A 22,045-nucleotide genomic window follows, 5' to 3' on the forward strand; every position below is an offset into this window, starting at 1 on the left:
CCCGCGCCGGCTCAGCGGGCCCGTCCGGACCCCGCCCCGATGAGACGGGACAGCGGCTGGGTCTCCCGCGGGGGGCTGCCGGCCAGGTCGCCGAGCCGCCAGTCCGCCACCCACGGCACGCGGTACACGTCGATGACCGACTCGATCGTCCGAATTCGCTGGGCGAGTGGCCGTGGCAGCCGCCCGGGGGCGTCCGCGACGAGGACCACCGCGTCCAGGTCGAGTCCGTGCGGGGCGTCCCCGCGCCGGAAAGCCTCCAGCGCGCGGAGGGCGGACTCCAGCCCCGTCGCATGGGTGCGGGCGACCAGCAGGACGGACGGCGGATCGCCGGCGCCGGGCCACCCGCGCCCGCAGTCGTGGCCGCCGTAGACCGCCGCGAGCGTGGTGCTGCCGGCCCCGCCGTGCGTGGCGACCCAGGAGAAGCGCCGGGGCGTGCCGACGGAGGGGTGGGGCGGCGGCGCCGGATCCGGCGCGGGCACCGGTCCGCGGATCCAGATCTCCGGCCCGCGCTGCCCGTCCGTCGTCCACATCCCCGTGTTCCTCCCGGTCGTCGCCGCTCCTTCGGGCCGCCCGGGTTCCGTCGGTTCCCGGCGCGACCCGGAGAGGGGGCGTGGGTTCCTGGAACGAGGCTGTGACGTCGTGGTGACGTGAGGACCGGGGGCGCTCGGAGAGACTCAACAGTACGTGTACATGTATGCGTACGTGGACGACCGGAGCGTGACGGCGCATCCGAGTGAGGAACCGATGTCTCGACTCAGCCGCGAGAAGAAGCGGGAACAGAAGCACGCCGACCGCCCGGCCGCCGCGGCGCCGCTCGACGTCCACGTGCGCGGGGGCGGGGCGGCGACGATAGGCGGTGTGCCGGTCACGGCGGCCGACGGCGAGGAGATCCAGCGCGCCGTCCTCGGCCACCTGCACCGCATCGCCCTCGCCACCGGCCACCCGGTCCTCGCCACCGTCCACGACGAACGCATCGGTTACGTCGTCCCCCTGCGCGTGGACCCGGACGGCTCCAGCCACTTCGCGGCGGAGCCCCTGCGCGCACCGGCCGCCCCGGCCGCGGCTCCGGCGGTCGTGTCCCCGACTCCCGCGGCCCAGACCCCGGCTCCGGCCCAGGCCCCGACTCCGCCGGCCGCGGCTCCGACTTCGGCTCCGGCTCCGGCTCCGGCTCCGGCTCTGACGGTCGTCGTTCCGCCGGTCGTGCCCGAGGAATCCCCGGCCACGTCACGGGGCGGGGCCTCCAGCCCGTCGGCCCCGATCCCGTCGGCCCCGGTCGTCTCCGCTCCGGTGAATTCTTCGCCGGTCGCGCCGGTCGCGCCCGCCGTCGACCAGGACGGGGACGGGGACAGGACCGGGGGCGGACGGCTGTCCCAGCCCCGGTGGGACGGCGCCACGCACCTCCTGCGCCCGGTGTCCGAGCCGGTGCGGGACACCACCCCCACGTTCCCCCTGCACACGGTGCCCGAAGCGGACCCGGACGCGGACCCGGACGCGGAGGCGGAGGCGGAAGAGGCGCGGACGCCGGGCTCGGACCCGGCCCCCACGTTTGTGCTCCGGGCCCTCCCGGATTCGGCCTCAGAGTCGGAAGGCGCGACGGGTTCCGGGCCGGACTCCGGGGAAGCCCGGGGTGACCTTCCTGCCCCCGGCACGGTCGCCGCCCCGACCGGTGTGTTCGGCCCGCCCCCGGCCATGGACGAGCAGCAGACCCCGGAATCCGCCGCCCCGGCCCCGACCGCACCCCCGACCCGGACCCCGATGTCGCCCCCGGCCCCCAACCCGCCCTCGGTTCCGATTCCGCTCCCGCTCCCGGTCTCCACCGCTCCCTCCACCCTCACCTCGACCCCCGCCCCCACGCCGTTCGTCCCCGATGAGCTCATCTCCGTCTCAGGGCTGGACCCTGACCCCAAACCCACCCCTGCCCGAGGCTTCGACGCGGTCGCGGAGGCGGTGCTCGGTGACGATCCCCGTACCCTTCAGGGCGCCGACGGAGCGCCCTCGCTCCTCGCCGAGCCGATCGCGCGGATCAACGAGGCCGTACGGGCGGGCCGGACGGACGTCGCGACCGGCCTCGCGGAGCGGACCGTGCTGGAGGCGTCCGGGACGCTGGGGCCGGAGCACCCCGAAGTGCTCCGGCTGCGCGAACTCACCGCCTACATCGCCTACTTGGCGGGTGACCCGCTGCGGGCCTTCCATCTGTCCCTCGAGCTGGCCCGCATCCACCGCCGCGCCCGGGACGCGGAGGGCGCGTACGGCAACGTCCAGAGCGCGGCCGCGGCCTGGCGTGCCGTGCGCGACCCCTTCCAGGGCCTGAACCTGGGGACGGAACTCCTCGGTCTGTGGACGGAGCTCACCGCCGAGGAGGGTCCCGCCGCGGACGACCTCGAAGAGCTGGAGTCGGCCCGCGCGCGCATGCTCCGGCTGGCCGCACGCGCCCGCAGGTCGGGCGGGTAGCACCACGACGCAGCCGGGCGCGGCACGGGCCGGGCCCGGTCCGGACGACGGGGCCGGAGCCTCCGTCAGGCGCGCGCCGTCCCTGCGAACGCCGCAGGTACCCCCGTCAGGAGGACAGCGTCCAGACCGCGTACGCGGCTGCGTCCGCGTTGCGGTTCAGGGCCGTGTCGTCGATGTTGGCGGAGGTGTCGCAGGACGAGTGGTAGCAGCGGTCGAAGGCCCGACCGGATGTGCCGCCCCACTTGGCCGCCTGCGCCGCCGTCTTGGTGTAGTCGGCGCCGCTGAACAGACCGCCCACCGGCACGCCCGCGTTCTTGAAGGGGGCGTGGTCGGAGCGGCCGTCGCCCTCGGTCTCGATCTCCGTGGGCACGCCGATGCCGGCGAAGTAGTCCTTGAAGGTCTTCTCGATGGTCGGATCGTCGTCGTAGACGAAGTAGCCGGGGTTCGGTGAGCCGATCATGTCGAAGTTGAGGTAGCCGCTGATACGGGCGCGGTTCGCCGAGGACAGGTTGTTGACGTAGTACCGGGAGCCGACCATGCCCAGTTCCTCCGCGCCCCACCAGGCGAACCGCAGATGCTTGGTCGGCTGGTAGCCGGTCCGGGCGACGGTCAGGGCGAGCTCCAGCACGGCCGCCGAACCGGAGCCGTTGTCGTTGATGCCCGCGCCGGCCGTGACGCTGTCGAGGTGGGAGCCGGCCATGACGACCTGGCCGGTGTTGCCGCCGGGCCAGTCGGCGATCAGGTTGTAGCCGGTGCGACCGGACGACGTGAACTGCTGGACGACGGTGGTGTACCCGGCGGCGTCCAGCTTGGCCTTCGCGTAGTCGAGCGACGCCTTGTAGCCGGCTCTGCCGTGGGCGCGGTTGCCGCCGTTGGCGGTGGCTATGGACTGCAGCTGGGCCAGATGCGCCTTGACGTTGGCCACGGGGATGTCGGGAGCGGCGGCGAGCGGGGCGGACGAGGGCGCCGGGGCCGCGCCGGCCGTCGATCCGACAGTCAGGAGCATGACAATCGAGGCGGCGCCGGCGGCCGCCGCGCGGCCGGAGACGGGGAGCTTCATGTGGGGGCTCCGAATTCCTCGGGAATCACCGGATCACAGGGATTCCACAGTGAGTGGGGTTCCAGGATGGTGAACTCTCACTGACTACGCGTCAAGAGCGCCGACCGGCCACACAGGCCCCGTACACGCAGGCCCCGGACACCCGCCGTCCCGGACGCGCAGGCCCCCGGGCATCCGCCGCCCCGTACACACAGGCCCCGGACACCCGCCGTCCCGGACGCGCAGGCCCCCGCACATTCGTCGCCCCGCACACACAGGCCTCCCCCGGGCATCCGTCACCCCGGACACGCAGGCCCCCGGGCATCCGCCGCCCCGTACACACAGGCCCCGGACGCCCGCCGTCCCGGACACGCAGGCCCCCGGGCATCCGCCGCCCCGGACGCAGAGCCCCGCCGTGCGGTCTAGTGCACGCAGAACTCGTTCCCCTCGGGGTCGGCCATCACCACCCACCGGCCGGACGGCTCCTTGACCTCCCGCAGCACGCCCGCCCCCAGTGCCGTCAGCCGCGCCACCTCCTCGGCCCGTCGTTCCGCGCCGGGGTGCAGATCCAGATGCAGCCGGTTCTTCGCCGTCTTGGCCTCCGGCACCCGCTGGAACAGCAGCCGCCGCCCGAGTCCGGTCCCGCTGTCGGGGTCGTACGGGTCGTCGGGGTGGCGCACGGCGACCAGGTCCCGGAAGGCCGGCCGACCGTGGAACTCCACCGTCGCCGCGCCCGGCAGTGCGCCCAGCTCCAGCAGTCGCTCGATGAGAGCGCCGTTGTCCTCGGCCGTGTAGTGCAGCGCGGCGGCCCAGAAGTCGGCCTGCGCGTGCGGGTCGGCGGCGTCGATCACGAGCTTCCAGTGCACGGGCGGGGGCGCGGCCGCCTCCGTCGAGGCGGCCTCGGCGGCCGATGCGGGGAAGGCCGGCGATGCGGAGGAGACCGGTGTTGCGGGAGAGGCCGATGATGCGGGTGTCTGCGTCATGCCGTCCACTCAACCAGCGAGTACGCCGCCGCGCCCGAGGATCGCCGGGAAGGAGGCCGGCCGTCAGGCGTCCGCGGGCGCGGGTGTCGCCATCGACGCCTCGGTCGCCTCGACGTGCCTCTTCGGGCGTCGTGCGAAGCGCCACGCGTCCGCGGTGAGCAGCACCAGCGCGAGCCAGACCAGGCCGAAGCCGGCCCACCGCTCGGGCGGCATCGCCTCGCCGAAGTAGACGACGCCGAGCAGGAACTGGAAGACGGGAGCCAGGTACTGCAGCAGACCCAGCGTGGACAGCGGCACGCGGATCGCCGCCGCGCCGAAGCAGACGAGGGGGAGGGCGGTGACGACACCGGTGGAGGCGAGGAGCGCCGCGTGCCCGGGGCCCTCCGTCGCGAAGGTGGCGTGGCCGTGCGCGGAGAGCCAGATCAGGTAGGCCAGCGCGGGCAGGAACTGGACGGCGGTCTCGGCGGTCAGCGACTCGACCCCGCCGAGGTTGACCTTCTTCTTCACCAGTCCGTAGGTGGCGAACGAGAAGGCGAGGCAGAGGGAGATCCACGGCGGGTGGCCGTAGCCGACGGTCAGCACCAGCACCGCCGCGAAGCCGACGCCGACCGCCACCCACTGCACGGGCCGCAGCCGTTCCTTGAGGATCAGCACCCCCATGGCGATGGTGACCAGCGGGTTGATGAAGTACCCGAGGGACGCCTCGACCACATGGCCGCTGTTGACGGCCCAGATGTAGACGCCCCAGTTCACGGTGATGACGGCCGCGGCGACCACCACGAGCGCCAGTCGGCGGGGCTGCCGCAGCAGCTCTCCGGCCCACGCCCAGCGCCGCACCACGAGCAGCGCGACGCCGACGAAGGCGAGGGACCACACCATGCGGTGGGCGAGGATCTCGGTCGCCCCGGCCGGTTTGAGGAGCGGCCAGAAGAGCGGCACGAGGCCCCACATCCCGTACGCCGCGAAGCCGTTCAGCAGACCTATCCGGCCCTCACTCTTCGACGTCCCGGCCACCACGGGCCCCTCTCTCTCTCGTGACAGGCCCTCCCACGTCAGGCATGCGTGGACGACGGTAACGCCGAGCGCCCCCGCCTGTCATGCCCGTATCGCTATACGGTCATGACAGGCGGGGCGGGGTGGCCTCGCGCACCCGTGCGGGGCGCGTCAGCCCTTGAGCGCGAGCGCGATCGAGTCGGCGATCGGCGTGGTGGGACGTCCGGTCAGCCGGGACAGGTCGCCGCTGGTGCCGGCCAGCTCGCCCTTCGCGATGGACGCCTCCACGCCGCCCAGGATCGCGGCGAACGGGCCCGGGAGTCCGGCGTGGGTCGTCAGGATGCCGACGAAGTCGTCGACCGAGACGGCGTTGTAGGCGATCTCCCGCCCGGTCTGCCGGCTCAGCTCGGCGGCGTACTCGGCGAAGCTCCAGGCGGTGTCGCCGCTCAGCTCGTAGGTCGTGTTCTCGTGCCCCTCGCCGGTGAGGACGGCCACGGCGGCGGCGGCGTAGTCGGCCCGGGCGGCGGAGGCGACACGGCCCTCGCCGGCGGCTTGGGTGACGTTGCCGGTCTGGAGCACGGGGGCCAGCTGCTCGGTGTAGTTCTCGTTGTACCAGCCGTTGCGCAGCAGCGAGTACGGGACGCCGGACTCGAGGAGCGCCGCTTCCGTGCCCTTGTGGTCGTCGGCGAGGGCGGCGGTCAGCGAGCCCGGGGCGCTGGTGTAGGCGAGGAGGGCGACGCCCGCGGCCTTAGCGGCCTCGATGACGACCTTGTGCTGGCCGACGCGGCCCTTGTCGAACTCGTTTCCGGAGACGAGGAGCACCTTGTCGCCGGCGGCGAAGAGGCCGTCGAAGGTCTCGGGCGCGTTGTAGTCGGCGACGGCGAGCCTGACACCGCGGGCCGCGAGGTCGGCGGCCCTGGCCTCGTCGCGCACGACTGCTGTTATCTGCTCTGCCGGAACCTTCTCCAGCAGCTGCTCGACGACGTGACGGCCGAGGTTTCCGGTGGCTCCGGTGACGACGATGCTCATGGCTCAGACACTCCTGGTGGGGGCTGCGGGGATGCACTAACCATAGAGGAGGCGCTAACCAAGCGAAAGTACCCACTTTGAAGTAAGGTACTGGCATGGCAGTAAGTATCCCGAGCGTCGATGACACGATGTGCCCGCACCGCCTGGTCCTGGAGCACCTCACCAGCCGCTGGGGCGTCCTCGTGCTGATCCACCTCCTCGACCGCTCGTACCGGTTCAGCGAACTGCGCCGGGCGATCGGGCGGGTCAGCGAGAAGATGCTGACCCAGACCCTGCAGACCCTGGAGCGCGACGGCCTGGTCCACCGCGACGCCAAGCCGGTGATCCCGCCCCGCGTCGACTACTCCCTCACCGACCTCGGCCGGGAGGCCGCGGAGCAGGTGCGCGCACTGGCCGACTGGACGCACCGGCGCATGTCCGACGTGGAGAAGGCCCGCCAGACATACGACGAGGCCCGGGACCACCGGTCCCGGGCCCACTGATCGTTCACACCGTCCGCAGCGTCCAAGCGCGCTGCGCGCGCAGGTCGCGCCGCGTCCGCCCTCCCCGCCGGCCGTTCACCGCGTCCGCGTCCGCGTGCGTCGTACGCCTCAGCCGGCGACGGTCCAGGTGTCGCCGCCGGCCAGCAGTGCGGCGAGGTCGCCCTTGCCGTGTTGTTCGACGGCGGTGTCGAGCTGGTCCGCCATCTGTGTGTCGTAGACGGACCGTTCCACCGAGCGCAGCACGCCGATGGGCGTGTGGTGGAGGGTGTCGGGGTCCGCGAGACGGGAGAGGGCGAAGGCCGTGGTCGGGGACGCGGCGTGCGCGTCGTGGACCAGGACGTCGGTCTCGTTCTCCGGCGTCACCGCCACCACCTTCAGATCGCCGGTCGCAGGGTCGCGGACGACTCCCTTGGCCAGACCCGCCCCGAACCGGATGGGCTGCCCGTGCTCCAGCCGGATCACCGCGTCCTCGGCGGTCTCACGGTCCTTCAGCGCGTCGAAGGCCCCGTCGTTGAAGATGTTGCAGTTCTGGTAGATCTCGACCAGCGCGGTCCCGGGGTGTGCGGCCGCCTGGCGCAGCACGTCGGTGAGGTGCTTGCGGTCGGAGTCGACGGTGCGGGCGACGAAGGACGCCTCCGCGCCGATCGCGAGGGACACCGGGTTGAAGGGCGAGTCCAGGGAGCCCATCGGCGTCGACTTGGTGATCTTGCCGACTTCCGAGGTCGGGGAGTACTGGCCTTTGGTGAGGCCGTAGATCCGGTTGTTGAAGAGCAGGATCTTGAGGTTGACGTTGCGGCGCAGGGCGTGGATGAGGTGGTTGCCGCCGATGGACAGGGCGTCGCCGTCGCCGGTGACGACCCAGACGGACAGGTCACGGCGCGAGGAGGCCAGGCCGGTCGCGATGGCGGGGGCGCGGCCGTGGATGGAGTGCATCCCGTAGGTGTTCATGTAGTACGGGAAGCGCGAGGAGCAGCCGATCCCGGAGACGAAGACGATGTTCTCCTTGGCCAGACCCAGCTCGGGCATGAAGCCCTGCACCGCGGCGAGGATCGCGTAGTCGCCGCAGCCCGGGCACCAGCGCACCTCCTGGTCCGACTTGAAGTCCTTCATGGACTGCCGGGCCTCGGCCTTGGGAACGAGGGTGAGCGCCTCGGTCGTGCCGCCGGGGCGGTGTGTCGACGTCTCAGTCATCGATGGCCTCCTTGAGCGCCGCGGCGAGCTGCTCGGCTTTGAACGGCATGCCGTTGACCTGGTTGTAGGAGTGGGCGTCGACGAGGTAGCGGGCGCGGATGAGGGTGGCGAGCTGGCCGAGGTTCATCTCGGGGACGACGACCTTGTCGTACCCCTTCAGCACCGCTGCGAGGTTGCGCGGGAAGGGATTGAGGTGGCGCAGGTGGGCCTGTGCGATCGGCGTCCCGGCTGCGCGCAGCCGCCGGACCGCGGCGGTGATCGGGCCGTAGGTGGAGCCCCAGCCCAGCACCAGGGTCCGGGCGGCGTGCGGGTCGTCGACCTCGAGGTCCGGGACGTCGATGCCGTCGATCTTGGCCTGGCGGGTGCGGACCATGAAGTCGTGGTTGGCCGGGTCGTAGGAGATGTTGCCCGTGCCGTCCTGTTTCTCGATCCCGCCGATGCGGTGCTCGAGACCCGGCGTGCCGGGGATCGCCCAGGGGCGCGCCAGAGTGTGCGGGTCACGCTTGTAGGGCCAGAACACCTCGGTTCCGTCGGCCAGGGTGTGGTTGGGGCCCTGCGCGAACTGCACCCGCAGATCGGGCAGTTCGTCGGGCGACGGGATGCGCCACGGCTCCGAGCCGTTGGCCAGGTAGCCGTCGGAGAGCAGGAACACCGGGGTGCGGTAGGCGAGGGCGATACGGGCGGCGTCCAGGGCGGCGTCGAAGCAGTCGGCGGGGGTGCGCGGAGCCACGATCGGCACCGGGGCCTCGCCGTTGCGCCCGTACATCGCCTGCAGCAGGTCCGCCTGCTCGGTCTTGGTCGGCAGCCCCGTCGACGGCCCGCCGCGCTGGATGTCGATCACGAGCAGCGGCAGCTCCAGCGACACGGCGAGGCCGATCGTCTCCGACTTGAGCGCCACGCCCGGACCGGACGTCGTGGTGACGGCCAGACTGCCGCCGAAGGCCGCGCCCAGCGCCGCGCCGATCCCGGCGATCTCGTCCTCGGCCTGGAAGGTGCGCACGCCGAAGTTCTTGTGCTTCGACAGCTCGTGCAGGATGTCCGAGGCAGGCGTGATCGGATACGAGCCCAGGAACAGCGGCAGATCCGCCTGCCGGGAGGCCGCGACCAGACCGTAGGACAGGGCCAGGTTGCCGGAGATGTTGCGGTAGACGCCGGCCGGGAAGGCCTGCGCGGCCGGCGCGACCTCGTAGGACACCGCGAAGTCCTCGGTCGTCTCCCCGAAGTTCCAGCCGGCCCGGAACGCGGCGATGTTGGCGGCCGCGATGTCGGGCTTCTTCGCGAACTTCGACTTCAGGAACTTCTCGGTGCCCTCGGTGGGCCGGTGGTACATCCACGACAAGAGACCGAGCGCGAACATGTTCTTGCTGCGCTCGGCCTCTTTACGGGTGAGGTCGAATTCCTTGAGAGCCTCGACGGTCAGGGTGGTCAACGGGACCGGGTGGAGCTGATAACCGTCGAGGGAGCCGTCCTCCAGCGGCGAGGCCGCGTACCCGACTTTCTGCATGGCGCGTTTGGTGAACTCATCTGTGTTCACGATGATCTGGGCGCCGCGCGGCACGTCGGCGATGTTCGCCTTCAGCGCCGCCGGGTTCATGGCCACCAGCACATTCGGCGCGTCGCCCGGAGTGAGGATGTCGTGATCGGCGAAATGCAGCTGGAACGACGACACCCCGGGAAGCGTTCCCGCGGGCGCACGGATCTCGGCCGGGAAGTTCGGCAGTGTCGACAGGTCGTTGCCGAAAGACGCCGTCTCCGAAGTGAAACGATCACCGGTCAACTGCATGCCGTCGCCGGAGTCCCCCGCGAACCTGATGATCACCCGGTCGAGGCGGCGGACGTCCTTCGTCCCACCGGGCTTGCGCTGCTCTCCCACGACGGCCGCATCCGCTCCGTCGGTTCCGTCGGCCTGTTCTGCTGGGCTGACCTGACTGGTCACTGAACTGGACCTCCCTCGAGGCGGCTGTCCCGGAGCGCCCTTCCCGAAGGCTCTCCAGGGATCAACCCTACGTCTGTAAGGGTCGCCTTCCTTCGGCCATTCGTATGACGGTCACTGTCCCGAGACGGCCCGGCACCCCCGCTAACCATGATTTCCCGCCCCCCGGCGCAACTCCGTTAGACGCTCCGGAATCCCGCCGCGGTTCTGTGGTGTTTCTCCACCGCTTCCTCCGAGTTCCCCCCTCTGATTTCCTCACCCGACGCACGGCACAGTGCCATCTGTTTATGAATTCAGGTAAGTGAGAACTGCCAGTACGCGGCGGTGATCTCCGTCACTCGGAGACAGCCCGAGCTTCAGGAAGATATTGCTGACGTGTTTCTCGACGGCTCCGTCGCTGACGACCAGCTGCCGGGCGACCGCCGAGTTCGTCCGGCCCTCGGCCATCAGCCCGAGGACCTCCCGCTCCCGCGGGGTGAGTCCGGCCAGCACGTCCTGCTTCCGGCTCCGCCCGAGCAGCTGCGCCACGACCTCCGGGTCCAGCGCGGTGCCGCCCTCGGCGACCCGCACCACGGCGTCCACGAACTCCCGCACCTCGGCCACGCGGTCCTTCAGGAGATATCCGACCCCGCGTGTCGAACCGGCCAGCAGTTCGGTGGCGTACCTCTCCTCCACGTACTGCGACAGCACCAGCACGCCGAGTCCGGGGTGCGCCTTGCGCAGCTGGACGGCGGCCCGCACGCCCTCGTCCGTGTGGGTCGGCGGCATCCGCACGTCCGCGACGACGACGTCGGGCAGCGCGCCCTCGTCGTCCAGCTCGGTGATCGTCTTGACCAGGGCTTCGGCGTCCCCGACCCCCGCGACCACGTCATGTCCCCGGTCGGTGAGCAACCGGGTCAGTCCCTCCCGCAACAGCACCGAATCCTCGGCGATGACCACCCGCACCCTGTCCTCCACGATCCTCGGCCCCCCAGCCGTCCACCCGTCGGTCGAACCAGTCAAGCATTTCAGCAACAGGCTCGTCTCTACCCGGCGAGAGTCGGGCCCGGCTGGAGGACGACGTGAAAACGGCCCCGGCCCACCGCCTTTCGGCCGCCCGCCGAGGCGACGAGGCGACGAGAGGAGGAGGACCTGGAGCCGGACGCCGGAGAGGAAGGGAGGAGGGGAGGGGGAGGCCGGATGACGGGTGACGGGAGGAGTGGGCCGGGGAGCCGGGGAGCCGGCGAGCCGGGTGACGGTGGAAGGGGAAGCCGGGAGCCGGGCGGCCGGGAGCTGGGCGACGGAGGTCCCGGGGAGACGAGGGCCGCGGGCCGAAGGTCCGGGGGAGACGAGGCCCGTGGGCCGTAAGTCCGGGGAGACGAGGGCCGCGGGCCGAAGGTCTCAGATCCGACCGCCTCGCCAGGGCAGTTCCGCGGTGATCCGGGTAGGGCCGCCCACCGGTGAGTCCACGACGAGGATCCCGTCCACCGAGTCCAGCCGTCCGGCGAGCCCGGCCAGCCCCGACCCTCCGCCGGAGGCGTCCGCTCCGCCCACGCCGTCGTCCGCCACCTGCAGCATCAGCCGGTTCTCCGCCCGCCACACGTCGACCGAGGCCGATCGCGCCCCACTGTGCTTGCTGATGTTCTGCAGCAGCTCCGAGACGGTGAAGTAGGCGATGCCCTCGATCGCCGCAGCCGGCCGTTCGGCCAGGTCCACGTCCACCTTCACCGGGACCGTGCAGCGCGAGGCCACCGAGGACAACGCCGCGTCCAGGCCCCGGTCGGTCAGGACGGCCGGGTGGATGCCGCGAGCCAGGTCCCGCAGCTCCTGCAGAGCCGTCTTCACCTCGCCGTGCGCCTCGCCGACCATCCGCGCCGCCGTCTGCGGGTCGTCCCGCAGCTTCTCCTTCGCCATCCCGAGATCCATCGCCAGCGCCACCAGCCGGGCCTGCGCCCCGTCGTGCAGATCGCGTTCGATGCGACGCAGATCGGCCGCCGCGGTGTCCACCACGACCCCGCGGTCGGACTCCAGCTCCACCACCCGCGCACCCAGCGACGACGGCCCCAGCAGCCCGTGCACCAGCAGCCTGTCCACCGTCGTCAGCGCCCGCACGATCCACGGCGTGGCCAGCGTGATGAGCAGACCCACCAGCGCCGTCACGGCGATCTCGAACGGGTTGTCGAGGTAGACGCTGTGGTGTTCGTCGCCGTACAGCTGGATGCCGCCCTGACCGGCGTACATCGGGAAGACCCAGAACCACAGCGGGTACGTCAGCATGCCCCAGCCTGCCGACCACACCGCCACGGTGACACCGAACGAGAGCACCGCCCACGGCAGATGCAGCACCGCGTACAGGGCGTTCCGCCAGGATGTGCCGCTCTTGAGGACGGCCGCCATCCAGGCCATCGCGCCGCTTCCGCGCGGCCGCAGCGGCTCCGGGGCGGCCACCTCCAGACCGAGCAGCCCACGCGCCCGGGCCCGCTCCAGCGCCCCGAAGCCGCGGCATGCCGTCAGGCCCGCCGCCAGCACGGGGATGCCGAGGAACGTCACCAGCAGGCCCGCCCCGAGCGACAGCATCGTCACCGTGAAGGTGAACAGCACGATGCTGATCGGCAGGCTCAGCAGGACGTACACGAGCTCCCGCCAGTGGCGCGCGCTGAGCGGCTCCCGCAGTCCCACGGGAAGCAGCTGCCGGCGCTTTCCGGCCCCGTGGCCGGCCTCGCTCCCGACCTGCCCTCCGTGCCCGTATCCGCGCCCGTCACGGCCGTTCCCGTCCTGCCCTGCATACCCGTCGTACTGGTCGTACTGCCCGTACTGGTCGTACTGCCCGTACTGGTTGTACTGCGTGGCCATCGGCGTCGTCCGTTCTGCTCGGCCCTGCTCATCGCGCGGCTGTCGATCCGTACCTCCCAGCCTCCTCGGCGGCCGCCACCCGGACCATGGAGTCCGTCGGCGTCTCGCAAGGGGGGTTTTCCCTACCCCGCGCGGTCACGGCTTCCCGCTCCGGTTCCGCCAGGGAAGCTCCGCGGTCACCGTCGTGGGACCCCCCTCCGGCGACTCCACGACGAAGAGCCCGTCGACCGCGTCCAGCCGCTCCGCCAGCCCCCGCATCCCCGATCCGCCGTCGAGCCGCGCGCCGCCCCGGCCGTCGTCCCACACCTGGATGAGCAGTCGGTCGCCGGACCGCCACACCTCGACCGAGGCCGACCGGGCCCCGCTGTGCTTGCTGACGTTCTGCAGCAGCTCCGAGACGGTGAAGTAGGCGATGCCCTCGATGGCCTGCGCCGGCCTGCTCGTCAGGTCGGCGGTCACCTTCACCGGCACCGTGCAGCGCGAGGCCACCGAGGACAGCGCCGCGTCCAGGCCCCGGTCGGTCAGGACGGCGGGGTGGATGCCGCGCGCCAGGTCCCGCAGCTCCTGCAGCGCGAGCTTCACCTCGCCGTGCGCCTCCTCCACCATCGCCGCCACGACGTCGTCGGCCTGCCCCTCCAGCAACTTCTCCTTGGCCAGACCCAGCCCCATCGCCAGGTTCACCAGCCGGGCCTGCGCCCCGTCGTGCAGATCGCGTTCGATGCGCCGCAGATCGGCGGCCGCGGTGTCGACCACGACCCCGCGGTCGGACTCCAGCTCCGCGATGCGCCGCTCCAGCTCGTCGGAGGGGGAGAGCAGACCTCGCACCATCGCCCGGTCCGCGTTGGTGAGCCCGCGCGCCAGGAACGGCAGCACCGGCCACAGCACGAACAGCGAGGGCACCATCACGCTGAACGTGACAACGCCCCAGGGCAGCCGGATCAGGTCGTACAGCACCGTGCGCCACGCCACCGGGTCCTTCAGCGCCAGCCACATCTGCTGCAGAAGGCCGCCCGCTCTGCGCAGCGGCAGCGGGCTCGGCTCGTCGATCCGCACCCCCAGCAGCTTGCGCGCCCGAGCCCGTTCGAACCGGCCCATCAGCCGCGCCCCGCCCAGCCCGAGCGCGAGCAGCGGGAACCCCACCACCGTGACGGTCATCGCGGCCCCGGTGACGATCACCGTCATCACGTAGGCGAACCCGATCAACGCCATCGGCAGATTGGTCAGCAGATGCGCGATCTCCCGCCACGTCTGCGGATCGAACGCGAGACGGGCCGGAGGCGGACGGTCGTCGTCGTACCCCCCGCCCGGTGGTCCGGAGGAACCCGGAGGGACGGCGGAATGGCTGGCGGAAGCGGTCATAGGGGTCAGCCTGCCGCCCCGCCCGACCCCGCGCCATGAGGTCTGCTGCCTTCCGCTACCGGGGGAAAACCCCCGCCTCGCGTCCCGACCTGTGACGGGCTGCTTACCGTCTCTTTATCAGGGCCTAGACTCCCGTGCGTACAGATCGTCGAACCGGCCTGCCGTCGAAGAGGCTGAGGTCAGGGAGCGAGGGGACGGACGTGCGGGAACCGACCGTCGATGTCGCGGCGGACTATGCGGCCGACTACTTCCAGTCCTACTCCGTCGTCGGGCTGCTCGCCGTCGTCGGCGTGCTCTTCGTCGCCGTGGCCTTCGGCGCGGGACGCCTGCTGCGCCCGGTGGTCCCCACCCCGGAGAAGCTTCTGACGTACGAGTGCGGAGTCGACCCCGTCGGCGAGGGCTGGGCCCACACCCAGGTCCGCTACTACGTCTACGCCTTCCTCTATGTGATCTTCGCGGTCGACTCGATCTTCCTCTTTCCCTGGGCGACGGTCTTCGCCGCCCCCGGTTACGGCACGACCACGCTCGTCGAGATGTTCGTCTTCCTCGGCTTCCTCACCGTGGGCCTGCTGTACGCATACAAGAAGGGCGTCCTGACATGGGCGTGACGCCGGAACCGAACGCGCCCCGGCCGGCCGCGCCGGAACAGGCGGCCTCGGAGCCCGTTCTGCTGCCCGAGCCGAAGCGGCTCGGCACGCTGGCCCGACTCGCCCCCGAGCCGATGAAGGTGATCCTCAACTGGGGCCGCCGCTACTCGCTCTGGGTCTTCAACTTCGGCCTCGCCTGCTGCGCGATCGAGTTCATCGCCGCCTCGATGGCCCGCCACGACTTCATCCGCCTCGGCGTCATCCCCTTCGCGCCGGGTCCGCGGCAGGCCGACCTGATGATCGTCTCCGGCACGGTCACGGACAAGATGGCCCCTGCCGTGAAGCGCCTCTACGAGCAGATGCCCGAGCCGAAGTACGTCATCTCCTTCGGCGCGTGCAGCAACTGCGGCGGCCCCTACTGGGACTCGTACTCGGTGACCAAGGGCGTCGACCAGATCATCCCGGTGGACGTCTACGTGCCGGGCTGCCCGCCGCGCCCGGAAGCCCTGCTCCAGGGCATCCTCAAGCTCCAGGAGAAGATCGCGCGCGAGTCCCTCGACGAGCGCTACGCCACGTCCCCCGCCCGCCCGGCCCCGTCGCGTCCCTCGACCGCGGCCCTGCAGAGCGGCCTGGTACGCCCCCCGGCGTCACCGGCGGAGCCGGCCGAGGAGGACCGATGACGACGACCGGGTGGCTCCCCGCCCCCGCCGAGGACCTCTTCGGCCCCGACGCCACAGCCGAGGAGTCCTACGACGTCCTGACCGTGGACGTCCCGCCGGCCTCCTGGACCTCCGCCCTGCGCGTGGCCCGCGACCGGCTGTCCTGCACCTACTTCGACTGGCTGAGCGCCGTGGACGAGCCCGGCACCGGCTTCCGCGTCTCCGCGCACGTCGTGGCCCTGTCCCCGGTGCGCCGGCTGCTGGTGCGCACGACGATCCCGCACGACGCCCCGACCCTCGCCTCCGCCGTCGACGTCTACGCGGGGGCCGCCTGGCACGAACGCGAGACGCACGAAATGTTCGGCGTCGCCTTCGAGGGCCACCCCGCACTCGATCACCTCCTCCTTCCCGAGACCTTCGAGGGCCACCCCCTGCGCAAGGACTTCGTCCTCGCAGCCCGCGTCGCCAAGGCCTGGCCCGGCGCGAAGGAGCCCGGCGAGTCCGAACACGGCGGCCCCAAGCGCCGGCAGATGCTTCCCCCGGGCGTCCCCGATCCCAACGAGTGGGGGCCCCTGAAGGGCCAGCTCCCCCCGGCCCCCGCACGGCCCACCCGAACCCCGGCCGCCCGTGCGACGGGCGACCGCCCCGTCCGCCGCGCCCGCACGGCGTCACAGGGCTCATCGAGCCAGACGGCCCCGACGACGACACCGCCGCCCGCTTCCGCACCGCCGGCGACAGCGTCAGACACCGCCGGCGACCCCGGCACGGCACCCACGCAGCCTGCGACAGCACCGCCCACCGCCGCCGCTCCGGCCCCCGTGACCCCGGGAACCCCGGCGGGACCGCGCCGCGCCCGCAGCGCCTCCCAGGGCTCCGCCTCCCAAGGCCCCCAACCCCCGGCGGCGTCCTCCGCCCCCCCGGCCCGCCCCTCGACGGCCCCCCGCTCGTCCGACGCCCCCTGGCACCACGCCCGCCCCGCCTTCGACGCCCCACAGGCACCCGAAGAGCCGAACCCGCAGGCGGCCGGAGCTCAGACAGCCGAGCCGAACCCGCAGGCGGCCGGAGCTCAGACAGCCGAGCCGAAGCCACAGGCACCCGAAGAGCCGAACCCGCAGGCACTCGAAGAGCAGACGGCCGAGCCGAAGCCGCAGGCGGGCGGAGAGCAGACGGCCGAGCCGAAGCCGCAGGCGGGCGGAGAGCAGACGGCCGAGCCGAAGCCGCAGGCACCCGAAGAATCGAACCCGCAGGTACCCGAAGAGCAGACGGCCGAGCCGAAGCCGCAGGCACCCGAAGAATCGAACCCGCAGGCATCCGAAGAGCAGGCGGGCGAGCCGAAGCCGCAGGCGGGCGGAGAGCAGACGGCCGGGCTGAGTCCGAAAGCGGTAGGCGAGCAGGCAGCCGAGCCGAAACCGCGGGCGGAGGGCCGGCCGAAGGCGGAGCCGGAATCCCCCTCGGCCCCGGGCTCCGAGCCCGGCACGAGCCGACAACCGGACCGCGACACGAGCCCGGAACCGGCCCCCGACGTGCCACCAGGCCCGGACCCCGACGCGAGTCCGGCACCGGACCCTGACGAGAGCCCGAAGCCGAGCGACCGGGGGTCCGGCGCGAAGCGTTCGTCCCCCGATCGCCACGGCTCCGAGCGCCCGACCTCCGAGCGCCCGAGTTCGGAGCGTTCGGGCTCCGAGCGTTCCGCCACCGATGACGACCCTGCAGGAGGCCCGCAGTGAACGACGCTCTCGACGTCGCCCTGCGACTCCTGGTCGTCTTCGTCGTCTTCCTCACCTTCCCCCTGATCGTCGGTCAGACCGAGCACAAGGTGATGGCCCATATGCAGGGCCGCCTGGGCCCGATGTACGCGGGAGGCTTCCACGGCTGGGCCCAGCTCGTCGCGGACGGCGTGAAGTTCGCGCAGAAGGAGGACATCGTCCCCGCGGGCGCGGACCGCCGTATCTTCCAGCTCGCGCCGGCCGTGGCCCTCCTGCCGTATCTGCTGGTCCTCCTCGCCATCCCCATCGGCCCGGGCGAGGGCGCCGTGGGCCAGGTCCTGGACGCGGGGATCTTCTTCGTCCTCGCCGTGATGGGCGTCGGCGTGCTCGGCTCCCTCATGGCCGGCTGGGCCAGCGCCAACAAGTTCTCCCTTCTCGGCGGCCTGCGCACCGCCGCCCAGCTGCTCGCCTACGAACTGCCGATGCTGCTCACCGCCGCCTCGGTGGCGATGGCGGCCGGGACGGTCTCGCTGCCCGGCATCGTCGACGCGTTCGAGTGGTGGTGGCTGCCCTGGCAGATCACCGGAGCGATCGTCTTCTTCATCGCCGGTCTGGCCGAACTCCAGCGCCCTCCCTTCGACATGCCGGTCGCCGACTCGGAGATCATCTTCGGTGCGTACACCGAGTACACAGGCCTGCGCTTCGCTCTCTTCCTCCTCGCCGAGTACGCCGGGATCGTCGTCCTGTGCGGACTGACCACCGTCCTCTTCCTGGGCGGCTGGCACGGCCCCTGGGGCGCCGACGGCCTCGGCTGGGTCTGGACCCTGCTCAAGACGGCCGTCCTCGCCTTCGTCGTCATCTGGCTGCGCGTCACCTACCCCCGGCTGCGCGAGGACCAGCTGCAGAAGTTCTCGTGGACTCTCCTCGTCCCCCTCTCCCTCGCTCAGATCGCCCTCACCGGCATCGTCAAGGTGGTGATCCAGTAGCCATGTCCCGCCCGTCACACGACCACCACACGCCGGCGGCCCCGGAGGCCCCGGCAGCGCCCTCCGGGCGGCCCCGTCCGTCGATCCCCGGCAGCGGCCTCGCCAAGGGCCTGGCCGTCACCCTCCGCACGATGACGCGGAAGACCGTCACCCAGCAGTACCCGGACGCCCAGCCCGAACTCCCGCCCCGCACCCGCGGGGTCATCGGACTGTTCGAGGAGAACTGCACGGTCTGCATGCTGTGCGCCCGTGAGTGCCCCGACTGGTGCATCTACATCGACTCCCACAAGGAGACGGTGCCACCCGCCGCTCCAGGCGGACGCGAGCGCAGCCGCAATGTGCTCGATCGCTTCGCCATCGACTTCTCGCTCTGTATGTACTGCGGTATCTGCATCGAGGTCTGTCCTTTCGACGCGCTGTTCTGGTCCCCGGAGTTCGAGTACGCGGAGACGGACATCCACGAGCTCACCCACGAGCGCGACAAGCTCCGCGAGTGGATGTGGACCGTGCCGGCCCCGCCGGCCCTCGATCCGGCCGCCGAGGAGCCGAAGGAGATCGCGGCCGCCCGCAAGACGGCCGAGAAGCTGGCCGCGGCCGCCCGAGCCGAGCCCACAGGACCGGAAGCCACCGGACCGGACGCCACCGGACCGGACGCCACCGGACCGGAAGCCACCGGACCGGAAGCCACCGGACCGGAAGCCACCGGACCCCGGTCCACCGAACCCGAGGGAGGAGACGCGTGACACTCGCCGATGCCCCGCAGGGCTTCCTCTCCCCGACCGGCGTCGAGATCGCCTTCCTTCTCGTCGGACTGGTCACCTTCGGCGCCGCCCTCGTCACCGTCACCACGAGGCAGCTGGTGCACGCGGCGCTGTGGCTCGTGGTCGCCCTCGGCGGTCTGGCCGTCGAATACCTCCTGCTCACCGCCGAGTTCATCGCCTGGGTGCAGGTCCTCATCTACGTCGGTTCCGTCGTCGTGCTCCTCCTCTTCGGTCTGATGCTGACCAAGGCCCCCATCGGCCGCTCGCCGGATGCCGACTCCGGCAATCGATGGGCCGCGCTCACGGTCGCCGTCGCCGCGGCCGCCGCCCTGGTCTGGGTGGTCGTCGACGCCTTCCGCAGCACCTGGATCGAGCTGGACGGCCCGGCCGCCGGCTCGACCGAGGTCACCGGCGCGAGCCTCTTCCAGTACTGGGTCCTTCCTTTCGAGGCTCTCTCCGTCCTCCTTCTCGCGGCGCTGGTCGGCGCGATCGTCCTGTCCCGCAAGGCGAAGGCCGAATCGAGCTCGCCCCCTGTGAACGCCCGGGCCGTCACCGATGGTTCCCGACCCGTCACGGACAGTTCCGGAAGATCCGCGAGTTCCCCCACCGTCCCGGACGCCCGGCAGAACCCGGCCGAGCAGGAAGGCGCCCGCTGATGCACCTCGCCTATCCCGCCGTCCTCTCCGCTCTCCTCTTCTGCACCGGCCTGTACGGAGTCCTCGCCCGCCGCAACGCGATCCTGGTCCTGATGTCGGTCGAGCTGATGCTCAACGCCGTCAACCTCAACCTGGTCGCGTTCGACGTCTGGCTCAGCAGGACCGCCGAGGAGACCCTGCACTCCGGTCAGGCCCTGACCCTGTTCACCATCGCCATCGCCGCCGCTGAGATCGGCATCGGCCTGGCGATCGTCCTCGCCGTGCACCGCAACCGCGGCACCGCCGACATCGACCGGCTCCGCGACACCGCCGAGGGCCACGAGACGCCCGCCGCCGACGGCTCCGACGGCGACGTCCCCGCGACCGGAGCGGCCGCCGAGAAGGCTGAGGCCACCGCGTGACCACGACCACCCTCGCCGTCCTCGTCCCCCTCCTCCCGTTCCTGGGCGCAGCCGCCGGCCTCCTCCTCGGCCGGATCGCGCCCGGGTTCGTCCGTCCGCTCGCCGTCCTGCCGACCCTCGCCGCGCTCGCCCTGGCCGCGGTCGTCGCGGTGCGCCAGGGCGGAGACGCAGCCGTCGACGCGGCCACCGAGCTGACTCCCACCGGATCCGTCCCGATCGAACTCGCCCTGCACATCGACGGATTCGCCGCCCTCGTCGCCGTCCTGGTCACTCTCGTGGCCGGCTGCGTGCAGATCTACTCGACCGGTTACCTGCGCGACGACCCGCGCTACGCCTCGTACGCCGCGCTGGTCTCGCTCTTCACCTCCGCGATGCTGCTGGTCGTCTACTCCGGCGACCTGATCGTGCTGCTGGTCGGCTGGGAGGTCATGGGCATCTGCTCCTACTTCCTGGTCGGCCACTACTGGGAGACCCCGGAGGCCCGCGCCGCCTCCATCAAGGCCTTCCTGGTCACCAAGCTCGGCGACGTCCCCTTCCTCATCGGCCTGTTCGCCCTCGGCGCCGACGCGGGCTCCTTCCGCATCACGAAGGTCCTCGGCGCCGTCGCGCACGGCGGCCTCGACCACCCGACCGTCGTCGCCCTGCTGCTCCTCGCGGGCGTGGCCGGGAAGTCCGCGCAGTTCCCTCTGCACACCTGGCTTCCGGACGCGATGGCCGGCCCCACGCCCGTCTCCGCGCTGATCCACGCCGCGACGATGGTCGCCGCCGGCGTCTACTTCGTCGCCCGTCTCCTCCCGGTCTTCGAGGCCTCCGCGGCCGCGATGGTCGTGCTCGCCGTGATGGCCGGCGTCACGATGGTCGGATCAGGCCTGTCCGCGCTCGCCCAGGACGACATCAAGCGCGTCCTCGCCTACTCGACGATCGGCCAGCTCGGTTACATGACGGGCGCCCTCGCCGTCGGCGACCGCAGCGCCGCCGTGTTCCACCTCCTCTCGCACGGCGCCTTCAAGGCGCTGCTCTTCCTCGCGGCCGGTGTGGTCATCCACGCCGCCGGCACCAATTCGCTCGCTGCCATGTCCCGCATGAGCCACCTGCGCGACCGTGTCCCCGACGCCTACTGGACGATGACCGTGGCGCTCCTCGCGCTCGCCGCGATCCCTCCGTTCAGCGGCTTCTTCTCCAAGGAGTCGGTCCTCGGCGCGGCCGAGCACGCGACCACCGGCCACAGCGCGCACGTCCCCGGCGTCGCCGGCTGGATCGTTCTCGTCGCCGGGTTGCTCGCCGCCTTCCTCACCGCCGCCTACGCGACCCGTCTGTGGCTGCTGGCCTTCCGCGGCCAGGGAGCCGAAGCACCCGATCACGGCCGCCAGCCGCTGACCATGACCGTGGTGCTGTGGGTGCTTGCGGTGCCCTCCCTCGCCCTGGGCGCGCTCGCCTATCGCACGCTCCCCGACTGGTTCGACGGCGACGACCTGACCCCGACCCTCACCACCTCCGTCGTGGGCACGGGCGTCGCTCTGGCAGGCGGACTCGTCGTGTTCGCCGCCTGGCGGCACCTCGCCGGACTGGCCGCCGGCATCCCCCTGGGCGCGGTGGCCGCCCACCCCGAGGCCGACGCGGCGCAGGTCGAGGCCGAAGCCATCGCGACGCACGCACCCGCCTACGGCGACGTGGCCTCAGCCCCCGACCCGGCGGATCCCGGGCGGCTCCTGCTCGGCCCGCTGCACCGCCACGCGGCTGTCGGCTTCCACCTGGACGCCCTGTACGACGTGCTGTTCGTGCGCCCCGTGCAGGCCGGCGCCCGGCTCGTCCGGTTCCTCGACCGCGAGGTCGTCGAGACGTACGTCCGCGGCGCGGGCGCACTGCCCCGCTGGCTGGGGCTCGCCGTACGGCGCGCCCAGACCGGCAACGTCCAGACCTATGTGAGCGCGCTGCTCGCCGGCACCGTCGTCCTGGCGGTCGCCGCCCTTCTCGTCGCCTCGGGAGCGTGAGCAGGC

General features: G+C 71.9%; 20 protein-coding genes. 10 read left to right on the forward strand and 10 right to left on the reverse strand.

The features are described 5' to 3' along the window. Positions 1-11: 11 nt before the first annotated feature. Positions 12-530, reverse strand: coding sequence for a DUF6668 family protein (locus ACN6LD_RS04550; RefSeq protein ID WP_319197813.1), 519 nt, complete (start codon positions 528-530; stop codon positions 12-14). 214 nt (positions 531-744) lie between these two features. Here ACN6LD_RS04550 and ACN6LD_RS04555 point away from each other — a divergent pair, with 214 nt between their 5' ends. Continuing rightward, positions 745-2,451, forward strand: coding sequence for a tetratricopeptide repeat protein (locus ACN6LD_RS04555; RefSeq protein ID WP_445042574.1), 1,707 nt, complete (start codon positions 745-747; stop codon positions 2,449-2,451). A 106-nt stretch (positions 2,452-2,557) separates the two neighbouring features. Here ACN6LD_RS04555 and ACN6LD_RS04560 read toward each other — a convergent pair whose 3' ends face one another. From ACN6LD_RS04560 to ACN6LD_RS04575, 4 genes are all read right to left on the reverse strand, one after another. Then, positions 2,558-3,511: a M28 family metallopeptidase gene (locus ACN6LD_RS04560; RefSeq protein ID WP_445042575.1), complete on the reverse strand. Its 954-nt coding sequence runs from the start codon at positions 3,509-3,511 to the stop codon at positions 2,558-2,560. 401 nt (positions 3,512-3,912) lie between these two features. Next, positions 3,913-4,356, reverse strand: a complete 444-nt coding sequence (locus ACN6LD_RS04565; RefSeq protein ID WP_319196722.1) for a VOC family protein — start codon at positions 4,354-4,356, stop codon at positions 3,913-3,915. 180 nt (positions 4,357-4,536) lie between these two features. Continuing rightward, positions 4,537-5,487 carry an EamA family transporter RarD gene (rarD, locus tag ACN6LD_RS04570; RefSeq protein WP_319196720.1) on the reverse strand — a complete coding sequence of 317 codons (951 nt, stop codon included), beginning with the start codon at positions 5,485-5,487 and terminating at the stop codon, positions 4,537-4,539. A 150-nt stretch (positions 5,488-5,637) separates the two neighbouring features. Continuing rightward, the gene (locus tag ACN6LD_RS04575; protein WP_319196716.1) at positions 5,638-6,495 is read right to left on the reverse strand and encodes an SDR family oxidoreductase; all 858 of its coding nucleotides are present in this window, start codon (positions 6,493-6,495) and stop codon (positions 5,638-5,640) included. A gap of 95 nt (positions 6,496-6,590) precedes the next feature. Here ACN6LD_RS04575 and ACN6LD_RS04580 point away from each other — a divergent pair, with 95 nt between their 5' ends. Beyond that, positions 6,591-6,977, forward strand: a complete 387-nt coding sequence (locus tag ACN6LD_RS04580; RefSeq protein WP_445042576.1) for a winged helix-turn-helix transcriptional regulator — start codon at positions 6,591-6,593, stop codon at positions 6,975-6,977. A gap of 108 nt (positions 6,978-7,085) precedes the next feature. Here the strand turns inward: ACN6LD_RS04580 and ACN6LD_RS04585 are convergent, their stop codons facing one another. The 5 genes from ACN6LD_RS04585 to ACN6LD_RS04605 all read right to left on the reverse strand — a co-directional run bounded on the left by ACN6LD_RS04585 (position 7,086) and on the right by ACN6LD_RS04605 (position 14,292). Beyond that, the gene (locus tag ACN6LD_RS04585; protein WP_445042577.1) at positions 7,086-8,168 is read right to left on the reverse strand and encodes a 2-oxoacid:ferredoxin oxidoreductase subunit beta; all 1,083 of its coding nucleotides are present in this window, start codon (positions 8,166-8,168) and stop codon (positions 7,086-7,088) included. Continuing rightward, entirely contained in the window at positions 8,161-10,104 is a 1,944-nt protein-coding gene (locus ACN6LD_RS04590) for a 2-oxoacid:acceptor oxidoreductase subunit alpha (protein ID WP_445042578.1), read from the reverse strand. The genes ACN6LD_RS04585 and ACN6LD_RS04590 overlap by 8 nt, the downstream gene beginning before the upstream one ends. A gap of 282 nt (positions 10,105-10,386) precedes the next feature. Beyond that, on the reverse strand, positions 10,387-11,058 hold the full coding sequence (locus tag ACN6LD_RS04595; protein ID WP_319196709.1) for a response regulator transcription factor: 672 nt from the start codon (positions 11,056-11,058) through the stop codon (positions 10,387-10,389). 423 nt (positions 11,059-11,481) lie between these two features. Then, positions 11,482-12,933, reverse strand: coding sequence for a sensor histidine kinase (locus ACN6LD_RS04600; protein ID WP_445042579.1), 1,452 nt, complete (start codon positions 12,931-12,933; stop codon positions 11,482-11,484). 135 nt (positions 12,934-13,068) lie between these two features. Further along, on the reverse strand, positions 13,069-14,292 hold the full coding sequence (locus ACN6LD_RS04605) for a sensor histidine kinase (RefSeq protein ID WP_319197993.1): 1,224 nt from the start codon (positions 14,290-14,292) through the stop codon (positions 13,069-13,071). A 200-nt stretch (positions 14,293-14,492) separates the two neighbouring features. On the opposite strand from ACN6LD_RS04605, the gene ACN6LD_RS04610 reads away from it, so the two are divergent. The 8 genes from ACN6LD_RS04610 to ACN6LD_RS04645 are packed head-to-tail and all read left to right on the forward strand — an operon-like array spanning position 14,493 to position 22,039. Next, positions 14,493-14,900, forward strand: coding sequence for an NADH-quinone oxidoreductase subunit A (locus ACN6LD_RS04610; RefSeq protein WP_057584717.1), 408 nt, complete (start codon positions 14,493-14,495; stop codon positions 14,898-14,900). Next, positions 14,891-15,559 (forward strand): NADH-quinone oxidoreductase subunit B, encoded by a 669-nt coding sequence (locus tag ACN6LD_RS04615; RefSeq protein WP_445042580.1) that lies wholly within the window; start codon positions 14,891-14,893, stop codon positions 15,557-15,559. The genes ACN6LD_RS04610 and ACN6LD_RS04615 overlap by 10 nt, the downstream gene beginning before the upstream one ends. After that, on the forward strand, positions 15,556-17,265 hold the full coding sequence (locus ACN6LD_RS04620) for an NADH-quinone oxidoreductase subunit C (RefSeq protein ID WP_445042581.1): 1,710 nt from the start codon (positions 15,556-15,558) through the stop codon (positions 17,263-17,265). The genes ACN6LD_RS04615 and ACN6LD_RS04620 overlap by 4 nt, the downstream gene beginning before the upstream one ends. Next, positions 17,262-18,230: a complex I subunit 1/NuoH family protein gene (locus tag ACN6LD_RS04625; RefSeq protein ID WP_266726377.1), complete on the forward strand. Its 969-nt coding sequence runs from the start codon at positions 17,262-17,264 to the stop codon at positions 18,228-18,230. Before ACN6LD_RS04620 ends, ACN6LD_RS04625 begins: the two co-directional genes overlap by 4 nt. Before the next feature lie 2 nt (positions 18,231-18,232). Continuing rightward, positions 18,233-18,973 (forward strand): 4Fe-4S binding protein, encoded by a 741-nt coding sequence (locus ACN6LD_RS04630; RefSeq protein ID WP_445042582.1) that lies wholly within the window; start codon positions 18,233-18,235, stop codon positions 18,971-18,973. Further along, positions 18,970-19,647 (forward strand): NADH-quinone oxidoreductase subunit J family protein, encoded by a 678-nt coding sequence (locus ACN6LD_RS04635; protein ID WP_319190294.1) that lies wholly within the window; start codon positions 18,970-18,972, stop codon positions 19,645-19,647. The genes ACN6LD_RS04630 and ACN6LD_RS04635 overlap by 4 nt, the downstream gene beginning before the upstream one ends. Continuing rightward, a complete protein-coding gene (gene nuoK, locus ACN6LD_RS04640; RefSeq protein ID WP_319190292.1) occupies positions 19,647-20,048 on the forward strand; it encodes an NADH-quinone oxidoreductase subunit NuoK in 402 nt (133 codons plus the stop codon). The genes ACN6LD_RS04635 and nuoK overlap by 1 nt, the downstream gene beginning before the upstream one ends. Beyond that, the gene (locus ACN6LD_RS04645; RefSeq protein WP_445042583.1) at positions 20,045-22,039 is read left to right on the forward strand and encodes an NADH-quinone oxidoreductase subunit 5 family protein; all 1,995 of its coding nucleotides are present in this window, start codon (positions 20,045-20,047) and stop codon (positions 22,037-22,039) included. Before nuoK ends, ACN6LD_RS04645 begins: the two co-directional genes overlap by 4 nt. Positions 22,040-22,045 lie beyond the last annotated feature (6 nt).

This window comes from Streptomyces sp. SAS_272, from assembly GCF_052543235.1.

Bases quoted from the DNA above. Each gene is read 5' to 3' on its own strand.
- ACN6LD_RS04550 (WP_319197813.1), bottom strand. From the start codon at position 530: ATGTGGACGACGGACGGGCAGCGCGGGCCGGAGATCTGGATCCGCGGA.
- ACN6LD_RS04555 (WP_445042574.1), top strand. From the start codon at position 745: ATGTCTCGACTCAGCCGCGAGAAGAAGCGGGAACAGAAGCACGCCGAC.
- ACN6LD_RS04560 (WP_445042575.1), bottom strand. From the start codon at position 3,511: ATGAAGCTCCCCGTCTCCGGCCGCGCGGCGGCCGCCGGCGCCGCCTCG.
- ACN6LD_RS04575 (WP_319196716.1), bottom strand. From the start codon at position 6,495: ATGAGCATCGTCGTCACCGGAGCCACCGGAAACCTCGGCCGTCACGTC.
- ACN6LD_RS04580 (WP_445042576.1), top strand. From the start codon at position 6,591: ATGGCAGTAAGTATCCCGAGCGTCGATGACACGATGTGCCCGCACCGC.
- ACN6LD_RS04585 (WP_445042577.1), bottom strand. From the start codon at position 8,168: ATGACTGAGACGTCGACACACCGCCCCGGCGGCACGACCGAGGCGCTC.
- ACN6LD_RS04600 (WP_445042579.1), bottom strand. From the start codon at position 12,933: ATGGCCACGCAGTACAACCAGTACGGGCAGTACGACCAGTACGGGCAG.
- ACN6LD_RS04605 (WP_319197993.1), bottom strand. From the start codon at position 14,292: ATGACCGCTTCCGCCAGCCATTCCGCCGTCCCTCCGGGTTCCTCCGGA.
- ACN6LD_RS04615 (WP_445042580.1), top strand. From the start codon at position 14,891: ATGGGCGTGACGCCGGAACCGAACGCGCCCCGGCCGGCCGCGCCGGAA.
- ACN6LD_RS04620 (WP_445042581.1), top strand. From the start codon at position 15,556: ATGACGACGACCGGGTGGCTCCCCGCCCCCGCCGAGGACCTCTTCGGC.
- ACN6LD_RS04630 (WP_445042582.1), top strand. From the start codon at position 18,233: ATGTCCCGCCCGTCACACGACCACCACACGCCGGCGGCCCCGGAGGCC.
- nuoK (WP_319190292.1), top strand. From the start codon at position 19,647: ATGCACCTCGCCTATCCCGCCGTCCTCTCCGCTCTCCTCTTCTGCACC.